Below are 25,059 nucleotides of genomic sequence, written 5' to 3'. Positions count from 1 at the left end.
GCGCGCCGTCGCTCACTCCATCCATTCGGACAGGTAATCACGCTCTGCGTCGGTGAGTCTGCGCAACCGCTGCGCCCGCATGTCGAACGCCGCGATCTGCGTGGACGCCACCACGGCCGCGGGCGAGTCGGGCTCGGCGCCCGCCGCGCGCACCTCGTAACCGATGGTGAAGTCGACCGCGCGCAACTGCTCGATCCACATGGCGATGTCCAGCGGCGTGTCCTCGTGCCGCAATTGACCGCGGTAGCGGACCCGGAGATCGGCGAGGACACAACCCTCGCGCAGCGGTGCGGTCGGTCGGCCGTCCTCGAACAGCCACGGAATCCGCGCCTCTTCCAGCAGCGTCACCATCCGGGCATGGTTGACGTGCTGGAACACGTCCATGTCCGACCACCTGACGTCCACCTTGGCGTGGAACCGCTTGGGCAGCACCAGGCTGCCCGCGGCCTTCCCGCTTCCGCTCGACGAACTCGTCAACGTGGTACCTCCGATTGAGCGCCCACCCCGCTCACCATGCTTCGCACTTGCCGCGCTGCAACCGACAACGTGGCGAGATCGTGGGTTCCGGACTCGAACAATTCCGACAGCGCCGCCCTGGCTCGCCCGAGGCGGGACTGATTCTTCGACTCCCAGTATGCAATCTTCTCGTCCGCCGTCTCCTCGGGGTCGCCGCCGGAGAGCACGTCGAGCGTGAGCGAGCGCAGCGACCCGTACATGTCGTCGCGCAGGGCGAGCCGCGCCAGCGCGTGCCAGCGGTCGCCGCGTTCGAGGTGGCTGACCGCCTGCAGCAGCCAGTCGATCTTGAGGTGATCGTTGAGCGCGTAGTACAGCGAACCGACCTCGTCGCCGTCCCGGTCGGTGATGTCGGCGATGTCGACGATGTCCAGCAGCGGGAAGAGGTGAAGCAGGCCGAAGACCTCGGTGGCCAGGTCGGTCGGCGCGCCGCGAGCGATCAACTCGGCGGACCGGTCGGTGAGGGAGAACACGTGGTGGCCGCGCAACCATCCCGGCACCTTGGGGGCGAGTTCCCGCACGTCGGCGCGGTACCGGCTGATCTCGGAGCCCACCGCGATCGGCTGCGGGCGATTGCTCAGCAGCCACCGGGACGCTCGGTCCAGGGTCCGCTTCGTCTCCAGTTCGAGCAGGTCGCGCACCGGGGTCGGCGCGTCGCAGGCGCGAATTCGCGCCCATCGTTCGTCCAGGTCGAAGATTCCGCTCGCCGCGGCGAAGGCGCGCACCGCGTCGGTGGTAGTGGCGCCGACCTCTTCGTTCAAACGGTGCGCGTAGGTGATGCCGCCGTAGTCCACCATCTCGTTGACGATCATGGTGGTGACGATCTCCCGGCGCAGCCGGTGGCGTTTGATCGCCGCTCCGAAACGGTCGCGCAGCGGCGTGGGGAAGTACTCCGGCAGCCGCGCGGCGAAGTACTGGCTGTCGGGCAGGTCGGAATCGAGCAGATCGGCCTTGAGCGAGAGCTTCACATGCGCCATCAGATTGGCCAGCTCCGGCGAGGCCAGTCCGGCGTTCTCGTCCAGCCTGTGCTTCATCTCCTGATCCGAGGGCAGCGCCTCGAGTTCGCGGTCCAGGCCGCGGCGCTGCTCGAGTTCCTCGATGAGCCGCATCTGCACGCTCAGCATCTGCGGCGCCTCGGTGCGCGAGATGCCCATGAGGAAGTTCTGCGCCACATTGTCCTGCAGGACCATCCGGGCGACCTCGTCGGTCATGGAGGCCAGCAGCGGGTTGCGCTCGTCCGGCGGCAGCTGACCGCCGGAGACCACGGCGTCGAGCAGGATCTTGATGTTGACCTCGTGGTCGGAGCAGTCCACACCCGCCGAGTTGTCCAGCGCGTCGGTGTTGATCTTGCCGCCGTTGCGATTGAACTCGATGCGGCCGAGGGCCGTGGCGCCGAGATTGCCGCCCTCGCCGATCACCTTGACCCGCAACTGATCCCCGTTGACCCGGACCGCGTCGTTGGACTTGTCGCCCACCTCGGCGTTGGTCTCGGTGCTCGCCTTGATGTAGGTGCCGATACCGCCGTTCCACAACAGATCCACCGGAGCGAGCAGGATCGCGCGCACCAGATCCGGCGGCGACAGCGACACGACGTCATCGCCCAGGCCGAGAGCCGCCCTGGCCTGCGGGCTGATCGGCACGGCCTTCACGGTGCGATCCCACACACCGCCGCCAGGGCTGATCAGCGACGTGTCGTAATCGGCCCACGACGACCTCGGCAGCGCGAACAACCGCTGCCGCTCCCGGTACGAGCGGGCCGCGTCGGGGTCGGGGTCGAGGAAGATGTGGCGGTGGTCGAACGCGGCCACCAGACGAATGTGCTCCGACAACAACATGCCGTTGCCGAACACGTCACCACTCATGTCACCCACACCGACCACCGTGAAATCCTGGGTCTGAGTATCGATCTCCATCTCGCGGAAGTGCCGCTTCACGCTCTCCCACGCACCCTTGGCGGTGATCCCCATCGCCTTGTGGTCATACCCCGCCGAACCACCCGAAGCGAACGCGTCACCCAACCAGAAACCGTAACTCTGCGCCACATCGTTGGCGATATCGGAGAACGTCGCGGTGCCCTTGTCGGCGGCCACCACGAGATAGGTGTCGTCACCATCACACCGCACGACCCGGGCCGGGGGCAGTACCTTCCCGCTCGCGCGATCGACGTTGTCGGTGATGTCCAGCAGGCCGGAGATGAACGTGCGATAGCAGGCCACACCCTCTGCGCCCAGCGCCTGCCGATCCGCGACCGGATCGCCGGTGGCCGCCGGTGGCTGCTTCACCACGAAACCGCCCTTGGCGCCGACCGGCACGATCACCGCGTTCTTCACCGCTTGCGCTTTGACCAGACCGAGGATCTCGGTGCGGAAGTCCTCCAACCGGTCCGACCACCGCAATCCACCGCGGGCCACCGGCCCGAAACGCAAGTGCACGCCTTCCACCCGCGGCGAGTACACGAAGATCTCGAACTGCGGCTTCGGCCTGGGCAATTCGGCGATCTCGCGTGGCTCGACCTTCACCGAGACGAAGTCGCGCGGTCGGCCTTCCGCGTCGGTGACGTAGTAGTTGGTCCGCAGCGTCGCCTTGATCAAGCCGAGGATCGCGCGCAGGATGCGGTCCGCGTCCAGGCTGACCACCTCGTCGACCCGCCCGCGCACCTGGGTCTCCAGCTGCGCGGCGTGCTCGGCGGACACGGTGTCGGGATCGAAGCGCGCGGCGAACAGGTCGACGAACAGGCGCGCGATATCCGGATAGGTGAGCAGCACACGGCAGATGTTGGCCTGGCTGTACGGAAAACCGGCCTGCTGCAAGTACTTCGCGTAGGTGCGCAGGATCGACACGGCCCGCCACGGCAACCGGGCACGCAGCACGAGCTCGTTCATCCCGTCCGCTTCCGCGCGGCCGTACCACATGGCCTCGAAGGCTTCCACGAACCGTTCCCGCAGCCCGCGCACCTCCGCCTCCAGCACGTCGGCGCGTTTGGAGGTCTCGAGCAGTTCGGCGTCCAGATCGCGATCGAGCGAACTGCGCAGCAGTTCCGGGCGGGCGAGCAGACCGAAGTCGTAGATCCACCGCTCACCGCCGGTGCCGTCGGCCGCGGCCTCCAGCTCGATCCGGTAGGGCCGCTCGTCGACCACCTCCACGCCGAGGCTCTGCAACAGCGGAAGCACCTGGCTCAAGGAGATGCCGCTGCCACCGACGTAGAGCGTGAAACGCCACGAGCCCGGCGCCGAATCCGGCTTCCGGTACAGGTACTGGTCGATGACGCCGTCGCGCAAACGCTCCAGGCGCACGATGTCCCCCAGCGCGCGTGCCGCGGCGAAATCCTGTTTATAGCCCTCGGGGAAGGCTTCCGCGTATCGCTGCACCACCGCGGGATCGAGCACCGTCGACGTGCTCACCTCGTCGTTCAGGCGGTCGTCCCAGGTACGGGTGGCCTCGGCGAGCAAGTTCTGCAAACGCAGCCGGTTGGGCTCGGAGGTATCGGCGCCCGGCGGCGTACTACGCGGGACGCCGAGCTCGGCCTCCGGCATGCGCACGGTGAAATACACTCGCGCCAAATCGCTTTCGCCCACCCGCGCGGAATAGTCGATGGACACGCCCCCCAGTTCGCGGACCAGGATCTCCTGCATCTCGAGCCGCGCGCGGGTGGTGTACCGGTCGCGCGGCAGATAGACCAGGCAGGCGACATAGCGGCCGTAGGTGTCCGCGCGCAGGAACAGGCGCACCTGGCGCCGCAGGCTGACGCTCAGCACGGCGGTGGCGGTGCGGCGCAGCGTGTCGGCGTCGGCGGAGAACAGCTCGGTGCGCGGGAAGGACTGGATGACCTCGAGCATGGCCTGACCGGAGAACGAATCCAGGTCGAATCCGCTTTCCTCGATCGCCGAGCGCACCCGGCGTTCGATCACCGGGATGTCCAGCACGTTCTCGTGCACGGCGGTGACGGTGAAGACGCCGATGAACAGATGTTCACCGACGATCGTTCCGTCGGCGTCGAAATCCGCCACTCCGACGAAATACGGATACACGGCACGGTGCACAGTGGCGGGGACCAGTCCCTGGGTCAGGGTGAGCAACGGGCGGTCACCACCGTTGACCGGCACATGGAAGTCGGTGCCCACGTCCGGCCGCAGCACCCCGAGGCAGGTGTCGGGCACGACGGTGGACATCTCCCGGCCCTGGTCGGTGCTCAGCCGGTAGCGCGCGTAACCGAGGAGGGTGAAGTTTCCCCCGGCCAGCCAGCGCAGCAAGTGGGCGGTGTCGGTCAGTTCGGTCGGCTGGAACGGCGCGGACCCGGATTGCGCGGCCAGTTCCAGATCGTCGGCCAGTTTGCTCTGCACGTCTTCGATGGCCTCGGTGTCCCCGATCACCTGTCGCACGTCGTCCACCACGTCCGGTACGGCGGACTCGACCTTGGCCAGCAGCGCCGCACTGGTCGACGGGTGCAATTGCACGTGCATCCACGATTCGCGCAGCCCCGCCCCGCCGGTGCCGTCCACCTCGTGCGCGGCTGCGTGCGTCAACCGACCCTCTTCGTCCCGCTCGACCTCGAAGATCGGGTGGATGATCTCACTGACGCTGACACCGATCCGGCTCAGCGACGAACTGATCGACTCGACCAGCAGCGCCATGTCGTCCGTGACGATCTGCACCGCGGCGCCGATTCCGGAACCGTCGTCCGGGTGATACACCCGCACCAGCGCGCGACCGGGGCGGCGCGTCACCGCCAACTCCAGGTGCCTTCGGAAGATCTGGGTGATGCCGGTGATCGCACAGTCCACATCGCCCGCGTCGACGTGGCGGAAGTACGCTTCCTCGAGCGTCGCGAGCTCGCCGCGCAGCGACTGCGGCAAACCCGCGGCCCACGCCGCGCTGGACAATTCGGACGAGACGGTCATTTTCGCCAACTCCCTCGGATATCGGTTCCGTAACAAAGTGACGCCGGTCCGAGAGTAACTGTGCGCCGGAGACGCGCGGGTGAATTCCCTTCCAATATCGAGGTTTCACCGCGACCACGGAGTTCGACGCTCGTGTGCCGAGGTCGGAGGAAATGACCCCGGGCACCGCACAGGAATCGGACCCGCAAACGTCAGGTGTGCGCCACAGGTCGTATCCGCGGCGGCAACGGCGCCGCAGCGGTACCTCGGGTCAGCTCGACCACCGCGTCGGCGGACGAAGCCACCGATTGCTCGAACTGCGCCTGTGCATTCACGACTCCCACCCTAGCGAGCTACGCGCGGGTAGGTGTCACTCCTGTTCCGCGTTCCCGCCAAGACTTTTCGCGCCGCCCCCGCCGAGGCGCCCACCCCGACTTCCGACTCGGATTCGCTGCCTCCCAGGCAGCATCAGCAAACACCAGGCAGCGCCCGGTCGCGTGCCCTCCGCGCAGCGGCAGCGGAAATGGCACGCAACGTGACAATGTCGCCGCCACCAGGACCAACGGCGACGGCAGTACCGTAAACGCACAACAAAACGCGGAGGAGCGCAGTCCCCGAATCACCGCGATACGCGGATCGAGCGACCTCACGAAGCTCCGCACGCACGACCCTGGCCGGTGCGGACCCGGCATCGCACCCGGTCTTCCCCCTATCGTGCCGAAGACCCCCGGATAGTGCGGCGAGCACGGACGGGTACGGGTGACACCCCGCGCCCGCCCGTGCGACGAACTCAGCCGCGGGTGAGCTTGCGGTGCGTAACCCGGTGCGGGCGGGCCGCTTCCGGGCCGAGTCGCTCGACCTTGTTGGCTTCGTACGCTTCGAAGTTGCCCTCGAACCAGAACCACTTGGCCTCGTTGTCGGAGTCGCCCTCCCACGCGAGGATGTGGGTGCAGGTGCGGTCCAGGAACCAGCGGTCGTGCGAGATGACCACGGCGCAGCCGGGGAACTTCTCCAGCGCGTTCTCCAGCGAGCCGAGGGTCTCGACGTCGAGGTCGTTGGTCGGCTCGTCCAGCAGGATCAGGTTGCCGCCCTGCTTGAGCGTCATCGCCAGGTTCAGCCGGTTGCGTTCACCGCCGGACAGAACGCCCGCGGGCTTCTGCTGGTCGGGGCCCTTGAAGCCGAACGCGCTCACGTAGGCGCGCGACGGCATCTCCTGCTGGCCGACCTCGATGTAGTCGAGGCCGTCGGAGACCACCTGCCAAACCGTCTTCTTGGGGTCGATGCCCGCGCGGTTCTGGTCGACGTAGCTCAGCTTGACCGTCTCGCCGACCTTCACCTCGCCGCTGTCCGGCGACTCGAGCCCGACGATGGTCTTGAACAGCGTGGTCTTGCCGACGCCGTTGGGCCCGATCACGCCGACGATGCCGTTGCGCGGCAGGGTGAACGACAGGTCCTTGATCAGCTGGCGGTCGCCGAAGCCCTTGTCGAGGTGCTCGACCTCGACCACCACGTTGCCCAGGCGCGGGCCCGCAGGGATCTGGATCTCCTCGAAGTCCAGCTTCCGCATCTTCTCGGCCTCGGCCGCCATCTCCTCGTACCGGCCGAGACGGGCCTTGTTCTTGGCCTGCCTGGCCTTGGCGCCGGAACGGACCCACGCGAGTTCTTCCTTGAGCCGCTTCTGCAGCTTCTGGTCCTTCTTGCCCTGCACCTCGAGCCGCTCGGCCTTCTTCTCCAGGTAGGTGGAGTAGTTGCCCTCGTACGGGTAGGCGCGGCCGCGATCCAGCTCCAGAATCCACTGGGCGACGTTGTCCAGGAAGTACCGGTCGTGGGTGACCGCGAGCACGGCGCCCTGGTACTGCGCCAGGTGCTGTTCGAGCCAGTTCACGCTCTCGGCGTCCAGGTGGTTGGTCGGCTCGTCGAGCAGCAGCAGGTCGGGCTTGCTCAACAGCAACTTGCACAGCGCCACGCGGCGGCGCTCACCACCGGACAGGTTGGTGACGGGCTCGTCCGGCGGCGGGCAGCGCAGCGCGTCCATCGCCTGCTCGAGCTGGGAGTCCAGGTCCCACGCGTCGGCGTGATCCAGATCCTCCTGAAGCTTGCCCATCTCCTCCATGAGCTCGTCGGAGTAGTCGGTGGCCATCAGCTCGGCGATCTCGTTGAAGCGATCCAGCTTCACCTTGATCTCGCCCATGCCCTCCTCGACGTTGCCGCGGACGGTCTTCTCCTCGTTGAGCGGCGGCTCCTGCTGGAGGATGCCGACGGTGGCGCCGGCGGCGAGGAACGCGTCACCGTTGTTCGGCTGGTCCAGTCCGGCCATGATCTTCAGCACGCTGGATTTACCCGCGCCGTTCGGGCCGACGACGCCGATCTTGGCGCCGGGAAGGAAGTTCAAGGTGACATCGTCGAGCACGACTTTGTCGCCGTGCGCCTTGCGAACCTTCTTCATTTGGTAGATGAACTCAGCCATAAGTGTGAAGCCTATCGGTGCGAGAGATGGGAGGACGAAGCAGAGCTACCCTGCCGCCGGGACGAAAACCGGTCATGCGATCAAGCGTCGACCGGCTCAGGCGAGCTGCCGCGCGGCGGTGCCGAATCGGTGACAGCGACATTCTCCCCCGGCGCGTCGCCGACCGGCACCCGACCTTCAGCGCTCACGACCCCGGAAGTATTCCGCGGCGCCAGATCGGACAACCGCGTCGGTCGCGCGACACAGCGGGACAGGTCCGGTCCGACCGCGGTGGCGCGCATCTCGAGATCCCGTCGCTCCACGCCGTCCTTGCTGCGGTACTCGTGGGAGCGCAGCTGACCGTAGGCGATGACGGGATCGCCGCGCCGCAGCGACGCGTCGACACCCGCCACCAGCCTGCGCCAGCAGCTGACGGTGAGATACAAAGTGCCGTTGTCCACCCACTGCCCCGACGTGTGGTCCAGCCGGCGGGAATTGCTCGCCAGCCGGAAGGTGACCACCTGCTCGCCATTGGTCAGATCGCGCTTGACCGGATGGGTGGCGATCGTTCCGATCACGGTCGCGTTCGCCTCGTACATCTCTACGCCCCTTCACATTCGGATCCGGAACCGCCCGGAAATTCCTCCCCCTCCAGGAGGGCACTTCCAGGGTGCGCCGATTCCGCGAACGCGAGCGATTCGATCGAGGAATGTGGACAACTTCCGCGAATGTGAAAACCGAGTATTCACACCGGCGCGATCAGAACACCGCCACGTCGGTATTGGCACCGCAGAGGACGATCACCGGTCGCTCGTCCGGCGCGGGAACGTAGGCGCCGCTGTGCACGGCGGCCAGCGCCGTGGCGCCCGCCACTTCGACCAGGATGCGGAACTCGCGCCACAGATATTCCCGCGCCGCGCTGATCGCGTCGTCGCTGACCAGCAGCGAGCGCACGCCGTGGCGGCGGGCGACGTCGAGTGCGATGTCACCGATCCGCGTCGGGCCGAGCGAGTCGACGGTGATCCCGGACCCGACGATGTCCACCGGGCACTCCGCCGCCAACGCCGCACGCAGGATCGCGGCGCCTTCGGGCTCCACCCCGATCACCCGCTGGCGGCGCCCGACCGCGGCCGCGATCCCGGCGACCAGTCCGCCGCCGCCCACCGCGGCCAGCACCGGGGGCCGACCACGGACCTGCTCTTCGAGTTCCAGCCCGACCACACCGATGCCGGCGACCACCGCGGGCAGGTCGTACCCGTGCAGCAGCAGCGCGCCGCGTTCGGCGGCCAGCTCGCTCGCGTGCTGCAGTGCCTCGGCGTAGGAGGTGCCGTGCCAGAGCACCTCGGCGCCGTGCGACCACATCGCGGCGACCTTGGTGTGCGGCGCCGTCTCCGGGACGACGACCGTGCAGGACTTGCCGAGCCGCGCCGCGGCCAGCGCCGCCGCGATACCCGCGTTACCGCCGGAGGCGATCACCACCTGATCGATCCCGGCGTCCGACTCGAGCAGGGCGTTGAGGCTGCCGCGTACCTTGAACGTCCCGCCGTGCTGGAGATGCTCTAGCTTCATCGTCACCGGCACGGGACCGGACGGGCTCGCGATGGAGGTGTGGAAGACCGGCGTCTTGCGAATATGCCCTGCCAGCCGCCTGCGTGCGGATCGTACGTCCGACCGTTCCACCCGCCCGACCGGTCTGTGTGGGTGGACGGTGGTGGCGCGTTCACTCACTTACGCACTTCTCCATCTCGCTTGGCCAGTTCGGCGAACATCGCGTTGTGTGCGGCGAGTGCGGCGTCGTTGTCGCGTTCGGCGGCTCGATCGGTGCGCTGCGCGAGCCGTTGGTCGCTGCGCGACCATTGGATCAGCAACGCCAGCATCACCACCACCAAGGGGACCTCACCGCTCGCCCAAGCCAGACTGCCGCCGGTGCGCTGGTCGCCGAGCAGATCGCCGTTCCAGCCGAGACCGAGGCCGCGGTAGAACCAGCCGCCGAGCACCGTGGTCATGCTCATCAGCGCGATGCCGAAGAACGCGTGGAACGGCAGCGAGCCGAACACCATGGCGAGCTTGGTCAGCGGCTCCACCTGCCGAGGCTTGGGATCGATGCCGATCACCACCCAGTAGAACAGGTAACCGCTGAGCAAGAAGTGCACGTTCATCAGCAGGTGCGCCGCGTGCGAATCGGCGTAGGCATCGAAGATGCCGCCCAGGTACAGCGCGTAGAAGCCGCCGACGAAGATCGCCGAGGCCACGATCGGGTGGGTCAGGAAACGCGACACCGGGTTGTGCACCGCGGCCAGTAGCCATTCCCGTGGGCCGGGCACGCCACCGCGGCCCGCCGGGGGCAGCGCGCGCAGCGCCAGCGTCACCGCGCCACCGAGCGCCAACAGGATCGGCGCGAGCATGGACAGCGCCATGTGCGCTCCCATATGCACGCTGAACATCGCGGGCGAGTACCGGCCGACGCCGGAAGAAGTGGCGACGAGCAGCACCACGCAGCCGGACAGCCAGGCGAACGTCCGCCCGGCCGGCCACGCGTCGCCCCGCGCGCGCAGCCGCCGCACGCCGAGCAGGTACAGCACCGCGAGCAGGACCGACAGCGTTCCGAAGATCAGATCGAACCGCCAGTCGAACACCAGGCGGGCGAAGCTGGGTGGCCCGGCCAGGTTGTAGCCCAGCTCCACCTCGACGGGGGTCGGAACGGAATCCGGCGGTGGCGGCGGCGTGCGGCCCAGCCCGACCGCGAGGCCGATGGTCGCGGCGAAGATCAACACTTCGACGCCCGCGTACCGCACCAGGGCCGACCGGTCGCCGGGATCGGCCGCCAAGGCGGGCAACGAGGCGCGGCGCTGGAGGTATCCGAACACACCGAGCAGCACCAGCGCGGCGGCCTTGGCCAGCACCAACCTGCCGTAGGTGCTGGAGAGAAGTTCGTCCAGCGGCACGCGGACCAAGGAGTTGATCACGCCGCTGACCGCGATCACGGCGAACGCGACCGTGGCGGTCAGCGAGAAACGCCGCGCCGCGACATCGGTGTACGCACCGCCGCGCACGGCGTGCGCCAGCACCGCGAACAGACCGCCGACCCAGACGGCGGACGCGATCAAGTGCAGGATCAGGCTGTTGGTCGCCAGGTCGTGCGACCCGCCGGAGGAGGAATGGCCGGTCAACGCCAGCGGCATCATGGTGGCGATCGCGGCGCCGAACAGGACCGGAGTCCAGCCCCAGCGCAACGCGAGCCGGCAGCCCACCGCGACGATCACCGCGAACACGACGGTCGTGCGCCAGGCTCCGGCCAGTTCGACCCGATCGATCGCCTGCCACAGGTCCTGCGGCCCCAGGACGTCTCCCACCGGCCGCCCGGTGGTGTCCGAAACCGTCAGCGGCACCAGCAGCGCCGCGCAGCACGCCCAGACCAACGCGAAATCGGATGCCCTGCGCACCGCGCGATACCCGCCGACGTCCAGCAGCCCGTTCGACTGCGGCGGCACCAGGAAGGCCGCGAACAGCAGCGAGCCGACCGTCAGCGCGGCCGACAGATCGGCTAGCGCCCGGACCGCGGGCAGGCCGTAGGTGGTCGCCGCGCCCGGGTCGGGGATGCCGAGCAGACTCAGTGCCTGCGCCGCCGACAACCCCACCACCAGCGCCGCGACCACGGCCGCGATGGCGCCGGCCAGCGCGGTGATCGTCGCGAACGGCGCCCCGGACCGAGCGGTCTCGGTTCGGGCAGCGGCGGACGACGTGGGGGCGGACGGCATACGACTGAGCGTAGTTCGGCGAGTATTCCGTGGCCCGGTCGGGTTTGTACCGATATCCTTGGCCCCGATCACCACGGGCGCCTCACCTACTGTCTCGGGATGGCTGAAACGTTGCTAACGCTAAGAATCTGACCATCTGGACGGTCGCTATACTCGACCCGCTGGACAGTACGGCCAATGTCGGCCATCGTAGAACCCACTGCCTCCGTAGCTCAGTTGGATAGAGCAAGGGCCTTCTAATCCCTAGGTCGCAGGTTCGATTCCTGCCGGGGGCGCAACACCCCTGTGACCTGCAGAAACATATGGTCACAGGGGTATTACCCACTCGGCGTCATCCTCAAACACCGACGAACTGCGCCCGGTGGGCTTCGTCCGCCGCGAGCGATTTCGACACTCGAGCCCAGCCGCGTCGACGACTTCGCGAGAGAGTTGCGGCAACACGACAAGGATGCCGAGGGGGATCCGGATGGCCGCATTACGCTGGCGCCGATGAGTTCCCCGGTCCATAACGCTGCCCGCGTGCCCGCCACCGGGCACATGGCAGCGCGGCCGCTAGATCTTCGCGGGCGACGAAGCGATGTCGTCGGCCAGCGGTGCGATGGCGCCCAGGATCTGGGCGACCAGGTCGCCGGGCACACCAGCGGCGGTGAGGGACGCCTCGAGGTGACCCGCCACCAGGCCGAAGTGGTGCATGGTGATGCCCCGGCCCTGGTGCACCTGTTTCATCGGAGCACCGGTGTACGGGATGGGGCCGCCGAGGGCCGCGGCGAAGAACTCGACCTGTTTCCCTTTCAGTCGTGACATGTTCGTGCCGGTGAAGAATCCGGCCAGTTCGTCGTCGGCGAGCACGCGGGTATAGAAATCCTCCACGACGACCTCGAGTGCCTCGTGACCGCCGATCTTGTCGTACATTCGCATGGCTACCAGGACACCACCGGACTGTTGCGTCCGGATTAGTACGATGTCGCGAGTCTTTTGCCTTCGTCGCAGCGCGATTACTCGCACCTCACCGCCACGCACGCGGCGCTGAGATACTTCCGCAACACCCAGGAAGGATCTCTACCCGCACACCGCTTCCATCGCCGCCGCCAGCAGATGGATGCCGTGGTCGATCTCGTCCTCGGCGATCGTCAAGGGCGGCATCAACTTGATCACCTCGTCCAGCGAACCGGACGTCTCCACCAGCAAGCCACGATCGAAAGCGGCGCGGCCCACCTTCTCCGCCACCGATGCGTCCTCGAACACGACGCCGTGCACCAGGCCCCGCCCCCGCGTCGAGACTCCGGGAAAGGTCGAGACCAGCTCACGCAGCGCCTGTGCGATCCGGTCCCCCTTGGCCACGGTCGCGAGCTCCAGCGCGGAATCCGACCAATAGTGCTCGAGCGCGACGCGTCCGGTCACGAACGCCGCGTTGTTGCCCCGGAACGTGCCGTTGTGCTCACCAGGCGCCCACTGATCGAGCTCGGGCCGGAAGAGCACCAACGCCATCGGCAGACCGTAGCCGCCGATCGACTTCGACAACGTCACGATATCGGGCGTGATCCCGGCGACCTCGAACGAGAAGAACGGCCCCGTGCGGCCGCAGCCCATCTGCACATCGTCGACGATCAACAGAATGCCGCGGTCCGAACACAATTCGGCCAGCCAACGCAACCACTCCGCCCGGGCCACATTGATGCCGCCTTCCCCCTGCACCGTCTCCACGATCACCGCCGCGGGCTTGTCCAACCCCGACGACGGGTCGTCCAGCGCCTTACGCATCCACAACAGATCGTCGGCGACACCGAGATACCCGTCGTACGGCATCGGCATCGCATGCCCGAGCGCGACCCCGGCGGCCGACCGCTTGGCGGCGTTCCCGGTAACGGCCAGCGCGCCGAGCGACATCCCATGGAAAGCGTTGGTGAAGCTCAGCACGATCTGCCGCCCGGTCACCTTGCGCGCGAGCTTCAACGCGGCCTCGACCGCGTTGGCTCCGGTCGGCCCGGGGAACTGGACTTTCCAGTCCATCCCGCGCGGGGCGAAGACGTTGTCGCGCAACGCTTCCAGCAACCGCCGCTTGGCCACGGTGGACATGTCGAGCCCGTGGGTGATGCCGTCCCCGGCGATGTAGTCGAGCAGCGCTCGCTTGAGCACGGGGTTGTTGTGTCCGTAGTTGAGCGAGCCCGCGCCCGCGAAGAAATCCAGGTACTCCTTGCCGGTCTCGTCGCGCAACCACGCTCCGCTGGCGGTGTCGAAGACGGCGGGCCAGCAGCGACAGTACCCGCGCACGTTCGATTCGAGTGCCTCGAAAACAGTCATCTCGGCGACGGTCATCGGCGTTCCTTACTCGTCGTGCGCGAGCGCTCCACAATCTGAAGTGAGAGTGTTTCTAACATCGAAGCAGCCCGGATGTGGCCTTTTCTTCAAAACGCGCCGAAGCCTTTCGGGCTCCACGCCGCGGCCAGTAGAGTCAACTCCTTGTGCGCGGCAGACCGGAGGGGGGCGGACAGCGTGCCGTCAGGGAACGATTTCGCAGCGCCGTCGCCCTCTACGCATCACTCGTGGGCGCCGGATTCCGCAGACAGTGGCAATACAAAATGGCCATGTTCGCGGGGCTGTTCACCAACTGCGTGTTCGGGTTCGTCCGCGCGTCCGTCCTGGCCGCGGCGGTGGACGCCGCCGGCGACTTCGGCGGGTACGACCGGGGCAGCGTCGGCGCCTACGTGTGGCTCTCCCAGGGGCTGCTCGGCGCGGTGCAGTTCATGGGACCGCTGGGACCGCTGGACGATCGGGTGAAGAACGGCGACATCGCCATCGATTTCCTGCGCCCGGTCGACATCCAATGCGGTTATCTCGCCGACGATCTCGGGCGCGCGGCGTGCACTTTCCTGCCGCGCGGAGTGCCGAGCGTGCTGGTGGGCACGCTCACCTTCGGGCTGGCGATGCCGGTCACGCCCGGTCCCTACCTGCTCGGAGCGGTAAGTGTCCTGCTGGCGGTGGTCATCTCGTTCCTGTGCCGGTTCCTCGTGGTACTGATCGGATTCTGGGTCGTGGAAACCCGCGGCATCCGGGTGCTGTACTACGCCGCGGGCACGTTCCTGGCCGGACTGTTCGTGCCGGTGCACATGTTCCCATCGTGGCTGGGCGCCATCGCGGCGGCCACGCCTTTCCCGTCGATTCTGCAATCTCCGATCGACGTGCTCTCGGGACGGATCACCGGCGCGGAAGCACTCTCGGTCGTCGGGATCCAAGTGTTCTGGGTGGTGGTCACCGCGATCGCCGGACGTGTGCTGCTCGTCGCGGGCCGACGCAGGCTGGAGGTGCAGGGTGGGTGACATCGTTGCCCCGCGCACCGAGTCGTGGTCGACGCCCTACGTGGCCGTGTTGCGCTCCAGGATCCGGGCGCAGCGCAGCTACCGGTTGTCGTTCGCCAGTGAGCTTCTGAGCGCATTTCTGGTGGGCCTGGTGGAATTGGCCGAGGTGTGGCTCATCTTCCGCACCGCACGCGTCCTCGGCGGCCTCGACCTGGACGGCGCACTGCTTCTGTTCGGGTTGAGCAACACGAGTTTCGCGCTGTCCCAGGTGCTTTTCGGCCACCTCGACACACTGCCGGTGCTGATCCGGATGGGCCAGCTCGACGCCTACCACCTGCGGCCGCAACCATTGCTGCTGCAATTGATCACCAGCGACATCTCCCTGCGCCGGTTCGCTCGCGCCTCGGTCTCGATCGTCGCGCTGGTGACCGGTGCGGCACGCAACGACATCGCCTGGAATTCGGCCACGGCCGCGCTGCTCGCACTCACGCTGGTCGGCGGAATCGCGCTGTTCGGCGGGGTGTTCGTCTGCGCCGCCGGATTGCAGTTCTATCTGATCGACGGCTCCGAGCTCACCAACAGTTTCACTTACGGCGGCTCGTTCGCGGCGACACAACCCGCGTCGGTGTTCCCCACCCCCATGCGACTGCTGTTCGGGTTCGCGATTCCGGTCTCGTTCACGGCCTATCTGCCCACCCTCGCGCTGCTCGGCCTGCCCGGCCCTCCGCTGCTGCCCGCCTGGCTGGCCTGGCTCACCCCGGTGGCGGCGCTGTGGGTGTGGCTACTGGCGCTGGGTTTGTGGCGATCGGGCACTCGGCATTACCAGGGAGGCGGCGGATGAGCACGGGCAGCCCGGAGGCGATCATCGACATGGAGGGCCTCACCAGGCAGTTCATCCTGTATCGCAAAGACGGCCGCCGCTGGCGCAGGCGCCGCGAGACGCTCACCGCCGTCGACCGGATGACCGTCCGGATCGACCGGGGCGCCGCCGTCGGCTACATCGGCGCCAACGGCGCGGGCAAATCCACCACGATCAAAATGCTCACCGGCATCCTGGTCCCCACCGCGGGCACCGTGCGCACCTGCGGGCTGGATCCCGTGCGGCAGCGGCGTGAATTGGCCGGGCGGATCGGCGTGGTGTTCGGCCAGCGCTCGCAACTGTGGTGGGATCTGCCCCTGCGCGAGTCGTTCTCGATCCTCGCCGCGATCCACCGGTTGGAGCCTGGCGCCGCGCGCAAGCGCGCGCACGAACTGATCGAGCAGCTGGAAATGGCCGACACGCTCGACACACCGGTGCGCCAGCTCTCGCTGGGCCAGCGCATGCGCGCGGAAGTAGCCGCGGCACTGCTGCATTCGCCCGAACTGGTCATCCTGGACGAGCCGACCATCGGCCTCGACGTGCTGTCCAAGCAGCGGCTGCGCGAGTTCCTCCGAGCCGAGCGCGCCGAGCGCGGCACGACCCTGCTGCTCACCACTCACGACATGGGCGACATCGAAAGGCTCTGCGAGCGTGTGCTCGTCGTCGATCACGGCCGCATGGTGTACGACGGGTCCCTCACCGGATTGGCGGCCACCGTCGGCGCGCGCCGGGTGCTGGTGGTCGACTTGGCCGAACCGACGCCCGACCTCGACGATCTCCCCTCGGCCCAGTTGCTCGGCACCGAAGGCGACGGTATGCGGCAGCGGCTGGCCTTCGATCCCGAGCAGATCACGGCCGCGCAATTGCTGGCCGCGGTGTCGGAGCGCGCCGAAGTGCGGGACCTGTCGATCGAGGAGCCCGAGATCGAGGACGTCGTCCGGCGGATATACGAATCCGCCCGCTGAACAGGCGGGCGGATTCGGTACCGGTTCAGTCGGACTCGCGAGCGCCCTGGTCGAGCCGGAAGGGCGGGTACTCGTCGCGCATCAGACCGGCGTAGGCCTGCACGCGGATGATCCAGCGATTGATGCCCATCACGAAGTCGTAGAGACCTTGCGGGTAGCGCGCCGTGAACAGCAACGCGACCAACGCGACGATCAGCAGGATGCCCAGCAGCGAGATCGAGGCGCCGCCCCAGTCGTCACCGTCGCTCCCCGCGATCGCGATGCCGCCGCTCAGCACCGCGCCGACGATCAGGTAGTGCGGAATCGCCAGCAACCACCACTTCACCAGCACCAGGCCGCGGTGCAACGTCTCCGGATAGTCGATCTCCAGATCGGCCGGGTACTCCGCGTTCGGTTGCAGGCTGAACGGCGGGTACTTGTCGGTGCCGAGTACCGAGAGCGCGTAGAAGGTCACCCGCCATCCCCAGCGCATCACGCCGACGTTGAAGTCGAACAGCCCCCGCGGGTACTTGCCGGTGATCAGGATGGCGAAGAAGGCGACCACCGTGAGCACCGCGTACGCGATGTGCAGGAAGAACAACACGATGTAGTGCGGGATCGCCAATAGCCACTTGACCAGCCACAGCCACCGGGACAGTGCGGGGTCCAGATCGCCTCGTACCCGAATCGGGCTGGGCGGCGCGGCCGGCTTCTCGAGTTCCATGAGCAACGCTCCTTACGGTTGCTGTGATCCATGCCACAACCAGTAGGTGTCCTGATTGTCGCGTATCCGGCCGCCCGTGAACGGCACCATCCGATACCGACACGCCAACGAATCGGGGTGCACGGCCGCATTCGGCGAACGAGGAGCATTGCGCCGCAGCCGAAATCACCCGGAGCGCGCACTCATACCGATTCCCACCCGCGAATCGTCGTGCGAACGGGCTTGTACCATCGGAAAGCGTGACGTTCGGCGCGCAGCGGCTACCGGTGATCCGGGTGATCGTTGCTCTCGCGTACACCGTCTGGGTGGTCGCCATGGCGGTGCCCCAGTGCCACGTCTTCGGCCACGCCGTCGCGGCACACGCCCACATCGAAGCGTCCGGCCCCGTCGTGGCCTCCATCGTCTCCCCGGCGATCCTCGCCGACCGGCATCAGCACGCCGCCGAACCGGACCGGCACGTGCCCGCCGACGGGGTGCTCGCCGCCCTGCCGCGCGCTGTCACGCTGCTGCTGTTGCTGCTGCTCGCGTCGGTGTCGGTGCTGCTCGCGGCGCCCGCGTCCGCCCGCGCGGGCGGCGTGCGCGCACCCCCGGTCGCGACCCTGCCGGTGTATCCGGGCAGAGACAGACTCACTCGATTCGGCATCGATCGGAACTGATCGGTCAGCGTCAGGCCGGAGCCTGCCGGGGCCCGGCCGGTGTTCGTGCGAAGTCCGCACTCACACCGTCGCTGCCACAGCGACCGCACAGAATCGACGATTCCTGATGACTTCTGCGCTGCAGAACCCGGCTGTGCCCGATCCGGCTCCCCGCGAACCGGAGCCTGCCCTCGCGAGCCCGGCGAGTCTGCTCACGGCGGCCCAGCGCTGTCCGCGTCCGGCCACCATGGTGGGCAACACGCCCGTGCTCTGGATCACCGAACCGCTCGACGGCACAACGAAACCGGACGGCCGCGGCTTCTGGGCCAAACTGGAGGGCGCCAATCCGGGCGGAATGAAGGACCGGCCCGCGCTGCACATGGTCGAGCGCGCCATCGCGCGCGGTGCGCTCGCGCCTGGCGCTCCGATCATCGAATCCACCAGCGGCACGCTCGGTCTGGGCCTGGCGCTGGCGGGAATGGTGTATCGCCACCCGGTCACGCTGGTCACCGACCCCGGCTTGGAACCGCTCATGCACCGCATGCTCGCGGCCTACGGCGCGCGGGTGGAACTGGTCACCGAGCCGCACCCCACCGGCGGCTGGCAGCAGGCGCGGCGCGACCGCGTCGCCGAACTGCTGGCGCGCGATCCGCGGGCTTGGTGCCCGGACCAGTACCGCAACCCCGACAACCAGGACGCCTACGAGACCCTGGCGCTCGAGTTGGTCGCCCAGCTGGGCAGGATCGACGTCCTGGTCTGCTCGGTCGGCACCGGCGGCCATTCCGCGGGCATCACGCGCACGCTGCGCCGGTACTTTCCGCACCTGCGTCTGGTCGGCGTCGACACCGTGGCGTCCACGATCTTCGGACAGCCCGCGGGGCAGCGGCTGATGCGCGGGCTCGGTTCGAGTATCCACCCGGACAACGTCGACTATTCGGCGTTCGACGAAGTGCACTGGGTCGCGCCCGCGGAGGCGGTCTGGGCCTGCCGCCGGCTCGCCGCGACACATCACGCCAGCGGCGGCTGGAGCGTCGGCGCGGTCGCCCTGGTCGCGGGCTGGCTGGCCCGCACCGGCGATCCGGCCACCCGGATAGCCGCGGTCTTTCCCGACGGTCCGCTGCGCTACTTCGACACGGTGTACAACGACGACTACTGCCGCGAGCACGGCCTGCTCGACATCGCACCGCCCGCCACACCGCTGCGCATCCCGCATCCGGCCGACGCCGTCGCGGTCTCGTGGACCCGGTGCACGACGGTCGTCGATCCCCGTGGCGCCGGGAAGGAGCGGACGCGATGACCGACCTGATCGCCACCTTCCGCGGCTTCAACCGCCCCAGCCGCATGCTGATGGTCAATCAGTTCGCCATCAACACCGGCTTCTCCATGCTGATGCCCTACCTGGCCGGTTACCTGGCCGGGCCGCTCGGGCTGGCCGCCTGGGCGGTCGGACTGGTCCTCGGCATCCGCAACTTCGCCCAGCAGGGCATGTTCCTGTTCGGCGGCACGCTGGCCGACCGACTCGGCTACAAACCGCTCATCGTGACCGGATGCCTGCTGCGCACAGGCGGTTTCGCGCTGCTCGCGGTCGCGGACACACTGCCCGCGCTGGTCGCGGCCTCGGCCGCGACCGGCTTCGCGGGCGCGTTGTTCAACCCCGCGGTCCGCGCGTACCTGGCGGTGGACTCGGGTGAGCGCCGAGTGGAGGCGTTCGCCGTGTTCAACGTCTTCTACCAGGCGGGCATGCTGTTCGGTCCGATCGCCGGGCTCGCGCTGATGGCCGTCGACTTCCGCGCGACCGCGACGGGCGCCGCCGTGGTGTTCGGCGTGCTCACGCTGGCCCAGTTGCGCGCGCTCCCGCAGCACCGGGCCGAGCCGAAAACCACCTCGGTGCTGGACGATTGGCGCGTGGTGCTGGCCAACCGCCCGTTCCTGCTGTTCGCAGCGGCGATGATCAGTTCCTCGGTCCTGGCCTTCCAGGTCTACCTGGCGTTGCCGGTGCACGCCGCACGGATCGCGGGCGACTCGGCCACCGTGCTGATGACGGCGGTGTTCGTACTGTCCGGGTTGATCGCGATCGCCGGGCAACTGCGCATCACCCGCTGGTTCGGGCAGCGGTGGGGCCGCGCGCACAGCCTGGCGCTCGGCATGGCGATACTCGCGTCCGCGTTCGTGCCGCTGGTGGTGATCCCGGGCACCGGCTTCGGCGTGGGGCCCGCGATCGGCGCACTGCTGTTGACCTCGGTCGCGCTGGGAATCGGTGCGGCAGCGGTCTTTCCGTTCGAGATGGACACCGTGGTCGCGCTGTCGGGCAACCGCTTGGTGGCGACGCACTACGGCCTCTACAACACCATCGTCGGCATCGGCATCCTGCTCGGGAACCTGGGCATCGGAACGCTGCTCGACCGCACCCGCGAGGCCGGGATGAGCGCACTGGCGTGGGCCGCGCTCGTCGCCGTCGGCGCGGCCGCGGCAGGGAGCCTGTTCGCGCTCGCCCGGTCCGGGCGACTCGACGCGCCGGTCCCGGTCGGATGATCGGTCGGACCGTCCCGGCTGCGCGCCATCCGGGACGGTCCGCCTCAGGCCGGTCCGCTCGACTGGCTCGAATACAGGCTGACCTCGCCGTCCTCACTGAGAAAGGCGTTGACCAGCATGGTGCGGGTGGTCCGCAACTCCTCTTCGTCCGGCGCGGCGGTGGTGATCGAGATCTGCGGGATGACCGCCCAGTTGACCACGTAGCGCTCCGGCGGGCCGTCGTCGTCGGACAGCCGGGCGAGACGGAAGACCGAGACGGTCTTGCGGACGATCAGATTACGCACGACCTCCGCGATTCGCTCGGGGTCTTCCAGCGCGAACATGAAGCCGAATGTCAGCTCCGGCGATGACACGTAGGCGGGCACGAATACCGAGGCTAGCCGATCGGGCAGCAGCGCGCAGTGCTCGTGCCGAATCGGTTGCTGCCCATACGCTCGACAATTTCGCGAACCCGTGGTCCGGGTGACCGATCCGTAACGGAACATAACGATTTCCCGGCAGCTTTCGGATTCGCGAACCAGAGTATTGCGCGGCTTCGGCTACCGCGCTTTCCTGAAAGTGTCCCGATTTCTCGGACCGTCTTCTCTCGCATCGTCGCGGATTTCCCGGTTTCTCTGCCGTGCTGGTGAAACGTGGGGTGGCATCCGGGTGCGGGACTGCGCCGGAGCCGAGGGGAGCCCCTCCCCGAAATCCCCCTCGGCCCTGGCGCATCCAGGATTCGTCGTGTCGCAGAGGTATGTCATGCCCACCCAATACGCTCAGCGCAGTTTCGGAGCCGGAGAACTTCCGCCGCCCGCCGCACTGCTTCGCGCGATTCGCGAACCCGGCGAGAACCAGCACCGGCACAGCGTGCTGCACGCCGCGCGGAAACTCGTCGACTGCCATGAGCGGCGGCAGCGGGAACTCGAGCGAGCGCACGCTCCGGGGGCATCCAGCACCCGCGTCGCGGCGTGCACCCAGGAAGTCGAGGACATCGACGGCTGCCGCGCCGAATGGATCGGGCGGATCGACGCCTGGGTGGCCGAGAACGTACAGCACCGCGAGGGCGCCTCCCTGCACACCGAGACCCTCGGCGCGGTCATCGACCGAATCGCGGCGAAATGGGTTTCGGCTCGACACTCGCTGGACGACGAGATCACGACCGGGCCGCATCCGGCGCAGGCGGGCGGGGAGGCCCACCTGCAGTGGAGCAGGCTGGCCGAGCTGATCGACGGCTATCAGGATCTGATCACCGACGTCATCCAGCATCGGCGCAGGCTGCCGGTGTGGTGATCAGCGCGGCTCGTCGACTCCCGGCTCGACCACCTCGGCGTCGAGGAACGACTCCGTCGCGTCCGCCCGCGGTTTCGTCACCGTGACCTCGGTCTCCTCCCCGAGGTCAGGATCGAGATCCCGCTGCGCCGCCGCGTCCCGGCGAGCCGCGGCCGCCGCCTCGTTCATCTCGATGGCGTCGGTGATCCACTCACCGATCTCCCTGGTGACCTCGGCGACGGTCCCCGTGATGATGTTGGCGATATTGCCGACGTGCCGCGCGCCGGACGAGGTCAATTCCTGAATGAGATCCTTGTTGCTCTCGAATTTCCCGATCATTCACACGCCCGCTTCGCTCGCCTTTCGCTGACGCATCACGATAACACCGGACGATGGCTCGCTCTCGACCCAGCGCGGCGGAAGTGCCAGCTTGAAAATCTTCTTCCACACCGAGCCGATCTGCTTACCGAGCGGGCCGGTGTTGTACGGCAAACCGTACTTTTCACACAATGCCCGCACGGTCGGCGCCATGTCCGGATAACGACTCGCGGGCAGGTCGGGAAACAGATGGTGTTCGATCTGATGCGACAAATTCCCGGACATGATGTGGAACAGCTTGCTGCCGGTGATGTTGGCCGAGCCGAGCATCTGCCGGATGTACCACTCGCCACGCGTCTCGTCCGCGGTCTCCTCCTCGGTGAACGTCTGTACGCCGGTCGGGAAGTGACCACAGAAGATGATCGCGAAGGCCCACACGTTGCGCACCAGGTTTGCGGTGGCGTTACCCGCCAGCGTGTGGAAGAACAGCGGCCCGGTCAACGCGGGGAACACCAGGTAGTCCTTGAGCACCTGCTTGCCCGCCTTGCGCCACTGACCGAGCAGCAGCTTCTTGACCTCCGGCCACTTCTTCTTACCCGCCAGGATGTTCTCCACCTCCAGGTCGTGGCCCATCACGCCCCACTCGAACAGCACCATGAGCACGAAGGCGTACAGCGGCTGACCGAGCCGGAGCACGTTCCACTCCTGCGCCTCGTCCATGCGCAGGATGGAGTAGCCGATGTCGCGGTCCTTGTTGTGGATGTTGGTGTAGGTGTGGTGCAGGTAGTTGTGCGAATGCTTCCACTGGTCGGCCGGGCAGACCGTGTCCCATTCGAACACACGGGAATTCAGCCCCGGCTCGCGCATCCAGTCGTACTGGCCGTGCATCACGTTGTGGCCGATCTCCATGTTGTCCAGGATCTTCGACACGCTCAGCGCCGCCACCGCGGCCAGCCAGAAGGGCGGAAGGAAGCCGAGATACATCAGGCCGCGCCCGGCGATCTCGAATCCCCGCTGCGCCTTGATGATCGAGTACAGGTATTCCCGGTCGCGCTCACCCAGATCGGCGACGATCGCGGCGCGCAGCTCGTCGAGTTCGCGGCCGAGTTCCTCGATCTGGTCCGGGCTCAGGACCAGCGGTCCGTTCTCGGTTTCGGTCAGGATGGTCATGATTCGCTCCCCTTCGTGATCAGATGTCGATGTCGACGTCGCCGACCGGCGCGCTGATGCACAGCTGGATCGGCTGGTCGGGGTCGGTGTCGGTCTCGCCGGTGCGCAGATTGCGCGTGCAGCCGGAGCGGCGCACCGCGGTGCAGGAGAAGCAGATCCCCATGCGGCAGCCGTACTCCGGACTGAGTCCGGCGGATTCGGCCTGCTCGAGCAGCGTGGCGCCGTTGTTGCGCGCGGTCACGCCGCTGGCCGAGAAGCTGACGGTGCCGTGCGCGTCGGCGGCGTCCACCGGCGCGACCGACAGCGTGAACTCCTCGGAGTGCAGCCGGTCGTCGAGTTGCTCGGCCTGATAGATCGTGCGCACCGCCTCCATCAGCGACGGCGGGCCGCAGACGAAGGTCTGCGCGTCGGCGAACCAAGGCGCCACGCGCTCGAGTTCGTCATAGTCGAAATATCCGCCGGTCTTCGGTCGGGCGAGGTCCACCCACGGCGCATCGGGGTCCACCTCGGGCGGCAGGTCCGGCGTGCGGTGTGGATAGCGCAGCTCGATGCGGAAGTTCGGGTGCCGTCGCGCGATGGCGTCCAGCTCCGCTCGATGCGGCAGCACCGCAGGCGACTTCGCGTAGTGCAGGAAGACGACCTCGCCCGGATGATCCTCCGCGGCGAGCGTGCGCAGCATGGACAGCACCGGCGTGATGCCGCTGCCTCCGCTGATCAGCAGCACGCGCCGCGGCCGCGGCTCCGGCAGCCGGAACACGCCGCCGGCGGGTGTCAGGTCGACCACCATGCCGGGTGCGGCGTGGCGGTAGAGATACTGCGACACCAAGCCGTCCGGGTGCGCCTTCACGGTCAACTGGATTTCGCGTTCCTGACCGCGTTCCGGGTTCACCGGCGAATAACACCGCGTGTGCCGCACACCGTCGATCACCACGCCGATCTGGACGTACTGTCCGGCGACATGGCCCTTCCACTGCCGGGTCGGGCGCAGCGTGAGCGTGACCGAGCCCGGCGCCGAGCGGCGCACGTGAGTGATTTCGGCCCGCATGTCCCGCACCGTGAGGGTGGGGCGGACCAGTTCGAGGTACCGATCCAGCGGGTGCGGCGAGGTCAGGGTCTGCACCAGGTTGATGAGATCCACCATTAGTTCTCCGTGCCTCTTGTCGGGCTGACGACGTGCGACTGAATTTCAGTGCACGTCTGTACACTCAACTAGTGTGCCGGATGACCCGGGCTAGGTGTCAACCGGCGAAACATGTGACTCGAACTACATCTGGGGATAGGTCGAATGGTGAACGGATGTATGCTCACCGAGATGAGTGAGCAGGCAGCGACGCGAGGCGAGCGCAAGGAGCGGACCAGGCAGGCACTCCTGGACGGCACCCTCGCGCTGGCCGCCGAACGCGGATTCGCCGCGCTCAGCCTGCGGGAGATCGCCCGCTCGGCGGGCATCGTGCCGACGGCGTTCTATCGGCACTTCGCGTCGCTGGAGGACCTCGGCGCCACGCTGGTCGACGACGGCGTCACGGCGCTGCGGCTGGCGCTGCGCGAAGTCCGCCGCAACGCCGATGCGGGCTTGTCGGACACGGTGCGCTTCGTGTTCACGCAAGTGGGCCCCAAACGTGAGCTGTTCGGCTTCCTGACCAGGGAGCGCCGCGGCGGGTCCGCGGCGCTGCGCACGGCCATCGCCAGGGAGATCCAGCTGATCGTCCGGGAACTCGTCGCCGATCTCTCCCGCA

General features: G+C 67.7%; 21 protein-coding genes and 1 tRNA gene. 9 read left to right on the top strand and 13 right to left on the bottom strand.

The annotated features are described in order from the left end of the window. Positions 1-12: 12 nt before the first annotated feature. From ON21_RS06925 to ON21_RS06900, 6 genes are all read right to left on the bottom strand, one after another. On the bottom strand, positions 13-477 hold the full coding sequence (locus ON21_RS06925) for an acyl-CoA thioesterase (RefSeq protein ID WP_039796565.1): 465 nt from the start codon (positions 475-477) through the stop codon (positions 13-15). After that, entirely contained in the window at positions 474-5,411 is a 4,938-nt protein-coding gene (locus ON21_RS06920) for an NAD-glutamate dehydrogenase (protein ID WP_039796563.1), read from the bottom strand. Before ON21_RS06920 ends, ON21_RS06925 begins: the two co-directional genes overlap by 4 nt. A 769-nt stretch (positions 5,412-6,180) precedes the next feature. Further along, the gene (gene ettA, locus ON21_RS06915) at positions 6,181-7,857 is read right to left on the bottom strand and encodes an energy-dependent translational throttle protein EttA (RefSeq protein WP_039796561.1); all 1,677 of its coding nucleotides are present in this window, start codon (positions 7,855-7,857) and stop codon (positions 6,181-6,183) included. Between the two features lie 80 nt (positions 7,858-7,937). Continuing rightward, the gene (locus ON21_RS06910) at positions 7,938-8,435 is read right to left on the bottom strand and encodes a single-stranded DNA-binding protein (protein WP_039796559.1); all 498 of its coding nucleotides are present in this window, start codon (positions 8,433-8,435) and stop codon (positions 7,938-7,940) included. Between the two features lie 160 nt (positions 8,436-8,595). Further along, positions 8,596-9,564, bottom strand: coding sequence for a serine/threonine dehydratase (locus ON21_RS06905; protein WP_083880445.1), 969 nt, complete (start codon positions 9,562-9,564; stop codon positions 8,596-8,598). Beyond that, positions 9,561-11,594 carry a bifunctional copper resistance protein CopD/cytochrome c oxidase assembly protein gene (locus tag ON21_RS06900; protein WP_039796558.1) on the bottom strand — a complete coding sequence of 678 codons (2,034 nt, stop codon included), beginning with the start codon at positions 11,592-11,594 and terminating at the stop codon, positions 9,561-9,563. Before ON21_RS06900 ends, ON21_RS06905 begins: the two co-directional genes overlap by 4 nt. Before the next feature lie 201 nt (positions 11,595-11,795). On the opposite strand from ON21_RS06900, the gene ON21_RS06895 reads away from it, so the two are divergent. Beyond that, positions 11,796-11,869, top strand: a tRNA-Arg gene (locus ON21_RS06895). 277 nt (positions 11,870-12,146) lie between these two features. Here the strand turns inward: ON21_RS06895 and ON21_RS06890 are convergent. Next, entirely contained in the window at positions 12,147-12,512 is a 366-nt protein-coding gene (locus ON21_RS06890; RefSeq protein ID WP_051020422.1) for a group I truncated hemoglobin, read from the bottom strand. 141 nt (positions 12,513-12,653) lie between these two features. Beyond that, positions 12,654-13,910: a diaminobutyrate--2-oxoglutarate transaminase gene (ectB, locus tag ON21_RS06885; protein WP_039796556.1), complete on the bottom strand. Its 1,257-nt coding sequence runs from the start codon at positions 13,908-13,910 to the stop codon at positions 12,654-12,656. A 269-nt stretch (positions 13,911-14,179) separates the two neighbouring features. Between ectB and ON21_RS06880 the strand changes: the two genes are divergently transcribed. Genes ON21_RS06880 through ON21_RS06870 form a run of 3 tightly spaced genes read left to right on the top strand, consistent with a single transcriptional unit; the run spans position 14,180 to position 16,714 of the window. Beyond that, a complete protein-coding gene (locus ON21_RS06880; RefSeq protein ID WP_083880448.1) occupies positions 14,180-14,911 on the top strand; it encodes an ABC transporter permease in 732 nt (243 codons plus the stop codon). Next, the gene (locus ON21_RS06875; RefSeq protein ID WP_051020420.1) at positions 14,904-15,731 is read left to right on the top strand and encodes an ABC transporter permease; all 828 of its coding nucleotides are present in this window, start codon (positions 14,904-14,906) and stop codon (positions 15,729-15,731) included. Before ON21_RS06880 ends, ON21_RS06875 begins: the two co-directional genes overlap by 8 nt. Next, positions 15,728-16,714, top strand: coding sequence for an ABC transporter ATP-binding protein (locus ON21_RS06870; RefSeq protein ID WP_039796552.1), 987 nt, complete (start codon positions 15,728-15,730; stop codon positions 16,712-16,714). The genes ON21_RS06875 and ON21_RS06870 overlap by 4 nt, the downstream gene beginning before the upstream one ends. A 25-nt stretch (positions 16,715-16,739) precedes the next feature. On the opposite strand, the gene ON21_RS06865 is transcribed toward ON21_RS06870, so the two are convergent. Further along, positions 16,740-17,417, bottom strand: coding sequence for a DUF4389 domain-containing protein (locus ON21_RS06865; protein WP_039796550.1), 678 nt, complete (start codon positions 17,415-17,417; stop codon positions 16,740-16,742). Between the two features lie 239 nt (positions 17,418-17,656). Between ON21_RS06865 and lpqS the strand changes: the two genes are divergently transcribed. From lpqS to ON21_RS06850, 3 genes are all read left to right on the top strand, one after another. Further along, complete coding sequence (gene lpqS, locus ON21_RS06860) at positions 17,657-18,073, top strand: putative copper homeostasis (lipo)protein LpqS (protein ID WP_039796548.1); 417 nt, start codon at positions 17,657-17,659, stop codon at positions 18,071-18,073. Between the two features lie 226 nt (positions 18,074-18,299). Next, positions 18,300-19,349: a PLP-dependent cysteine synthase family protein gene (locus ON21_RS06855; protein WP_039796600.1), complete on the top strand. Its 1,050-nt coding sequence runs from the start codon at positions 18,300-18,302 to the stop codon at positions 19,347-19,349. Continuing rightward, on the top strand, positions 19,346-20,584 hold the full coding sequence (locus ON21_RS06850; RefSeq protein WP_039796547.1) for an MFS transporter: 1,239 nt from the start codon (positions 19,346-19,348) through the stop codon (positions 20,582-20,584). Before ON21_RS06855 ends, ON21_RS06850 begins: the two co-directional genes overlap by 4 nt. A gap of 44 nt (positions 20,585-20,628) precedes the next feature. Here ON21_RS06850 and ON21_RS06845 read toward each other — a convergent pair whose 3' ends face one another. Continuing rightward, entirely contained in the window at positions 20,629-20,949 is a 321-nt protein-coding gene (locus ON21_RS06845; RefSeq protein ID WP_039796599.1) for a hypothetical protein, read from the bottom strand. Between the two features lie 376 nt (positions 20,950-21,325). On the opposite strand from ON21_RS06845, the gene ON21_RS06840 reads away from it, so the two are divergent. Continuing rightward, positions 21,326-21,856 carry a DUF4254 domain-containing protein gene (locus tag ON21_RS06840; protein WP_039796545.1) on the top strand — a complete coding sequence of 177 codons (531 nt, stop codon included), beginning with the start codon at positions 21,326-21,328 and terminating at the stop codon, positions 21,854-21,856. Here ON21_RS06840 and ON21_RS06835 read toward each other — a convergent pair whose 3' ends face one another. The 3 genes from ON21_RS06835 to ON21_RS06825 are packed head-to-tail and all read right to left on the bottom strand — an operon-like array spanning position 21,857 to position 24,464. Then, the gene (locus ON21_RS06835; RefSeq protein ID WP_039796543.1) at positions 21,857-22,174 is read right to left on the bottom strand and encodes a hypothetical protein; all 318 of its coding nucleotides are present in this window, start codon (positions 22,172-22,174) and stop codon (positions 21,857-21,859) included. Then, positions 22,175-23,323 carry a fatty acid desaturase family protein gene (locus ON21_RS06830; protein ID WP_051020419.1) on the bottom strand — a complete coding sequence of 383 codons (1,149 nt, stop codon included), beginning with the start codon at positions 23,321-23,323 and terminating at the stop codon, positions 22,175-22,177. It lies immediately after the preceding gene. 19 nt (positions 23,324-23,342) lie between these two features. Further along, the gene (locus ON21_RS06825; protein ID WP_039796540.1) at positions 23,343-24,464 is read right to left on the bottom strand and encodes a ferredoxin reductase; all 1,122 of its coding nucleotides are present in this window, start codon (positions 24,462-24,464) and stop codon (positions 23,343-23,345) included. Positions 24,465-24,635: 171 nt separating this feature from the next. Here ON21_RS06825 and ON21_RS06820 point away from each other — a divergent pair. Next, positions 24,636-25,059: TetR family transcriptional regulator (locus ON21_RS06820; RefSeq protein WP_039796598.1), on the top strand; the 424-nt coding region annotated here is incomplete at its 3' end.

The sequence above is a fragment of the Nocardia araoensis NBRC 100135 genome (assembly GCF_000308435.1).
Taxonomy (GTDB): Bacteria; Actinomycetota; Actinomycetes; order Mycobacteriales; family Mycobacteriaceae; genus Nocardia; species Nocardia araoensis.
The sequence above is the reverse complement of the archived record's forward strand: the minus strand, read 5'-3'. Positions and strand labels throughout refer to the sequence as shown.

Bases quoted from the DNA above. Each gene is read 5' to 3' on its own strand.
- ON21_RS06920 (WP_039796563.1), bottom strand. From the start codon at position 5,411: ATGACCGTCTCGTCCGAATTGTCCAGCGCGGCGTGGGCCGCGGGTTTG.
- ettA (WP_039796561.1), bottom strand. From the start codon at position 7,857: ATGGCTGAGTTCATCTACCAAATGAAGAAGGTTCGCAAGGCGCACGGC.
- ON21_RS06910 (WP_039796559.1), bottom strand. From the start codon at position 8,435: ATGTACGAGGCGAACGCGACCGTGATCGGAACGATCGCCACCCATCCG.
- ON21_RS06900 (WP_039796558.1), bottom strand. From the start codon at position 11,594: ATGCCGTCCGCCCCCACGTCGTCCGCCGCTGCCCGAACCGAGACCGCT.
- ON21_RS06890 (WP_051020422.1), bottom strand. From the start codon at position 12,512: ATGCGAATGTACGACAAGATCGGCGGTCACGAGGCACTCGAGGTCGTC.
- ectB (WP_039796556.1), bottom strand. From the start codon at position 13,910: ATGACCGTCGCCGAGATGACTGTTTTCGAGGCACTCGAATCGAACGTG.
- ON21_RS06880 (WP_083880448.1), top strand. From the start codon at position 14,180: ATGTTCGCGGGGCTGTTCACCAACTGCGTGTTCGGGTTCGTCCGCGCG.
- ON21_RS06870 (WP_039796552.1), top strand. From the start codon at position 15,728: ATGAGCACGGGCAGCCCGGAGGCGATCATCGACATGGAGGGCCTCACC.
- ON21_RS06865 (WP_039796550.1), bottom strand. From the start codon at position 17,417: ATGGAACTCGAGAAGCCGGCCGCGCCGCCCAGCCCGATTCGGGTACGA.
- ON21_RS06855 (WP_039796600.1), top strand. From the start codon at position 18,300: ATGGTGGGCAACACGCCCGTGCTCTGGATCACCGAACCGCTCGACGGC.
- ON21_RS06850 (WP_039796547.1), top strand. From the start codon at position 19,346: ATGACCGACCTGATCGCCACCTTCCGCGGCTTCAACCGCCCCAGCCGC.
- ON21_RS06840 (WP_039796545.1), top strand. From the start codon at position 21,326: ATGCCCACCCAATACGCTCAGCGCAGTTTCGGAGCCGGAGAACTTCCG.
- ON21_RS06835 (WP_039796543.1), bottom strand. From the start codon at position 22,174: ATGATCGGGAAATTCGAGAGCAACAAGGATCTCATTCAGGAATTGACC.
- ON21_RS06830 (WP_051020419.1), bottom strand. From the start codon at position 23,323: ATGACCATCCTGACCGAAACCGAGAACGGACCGCTGGTCCTGAGCCCG.
- ON21_RS06825 (WP_039796540.1), bottom strand. From the start codon at position 24,464: ATGGTGGATCTCATCAACCTGGTGCAGACCCTGACCTCGCCGCACCCG.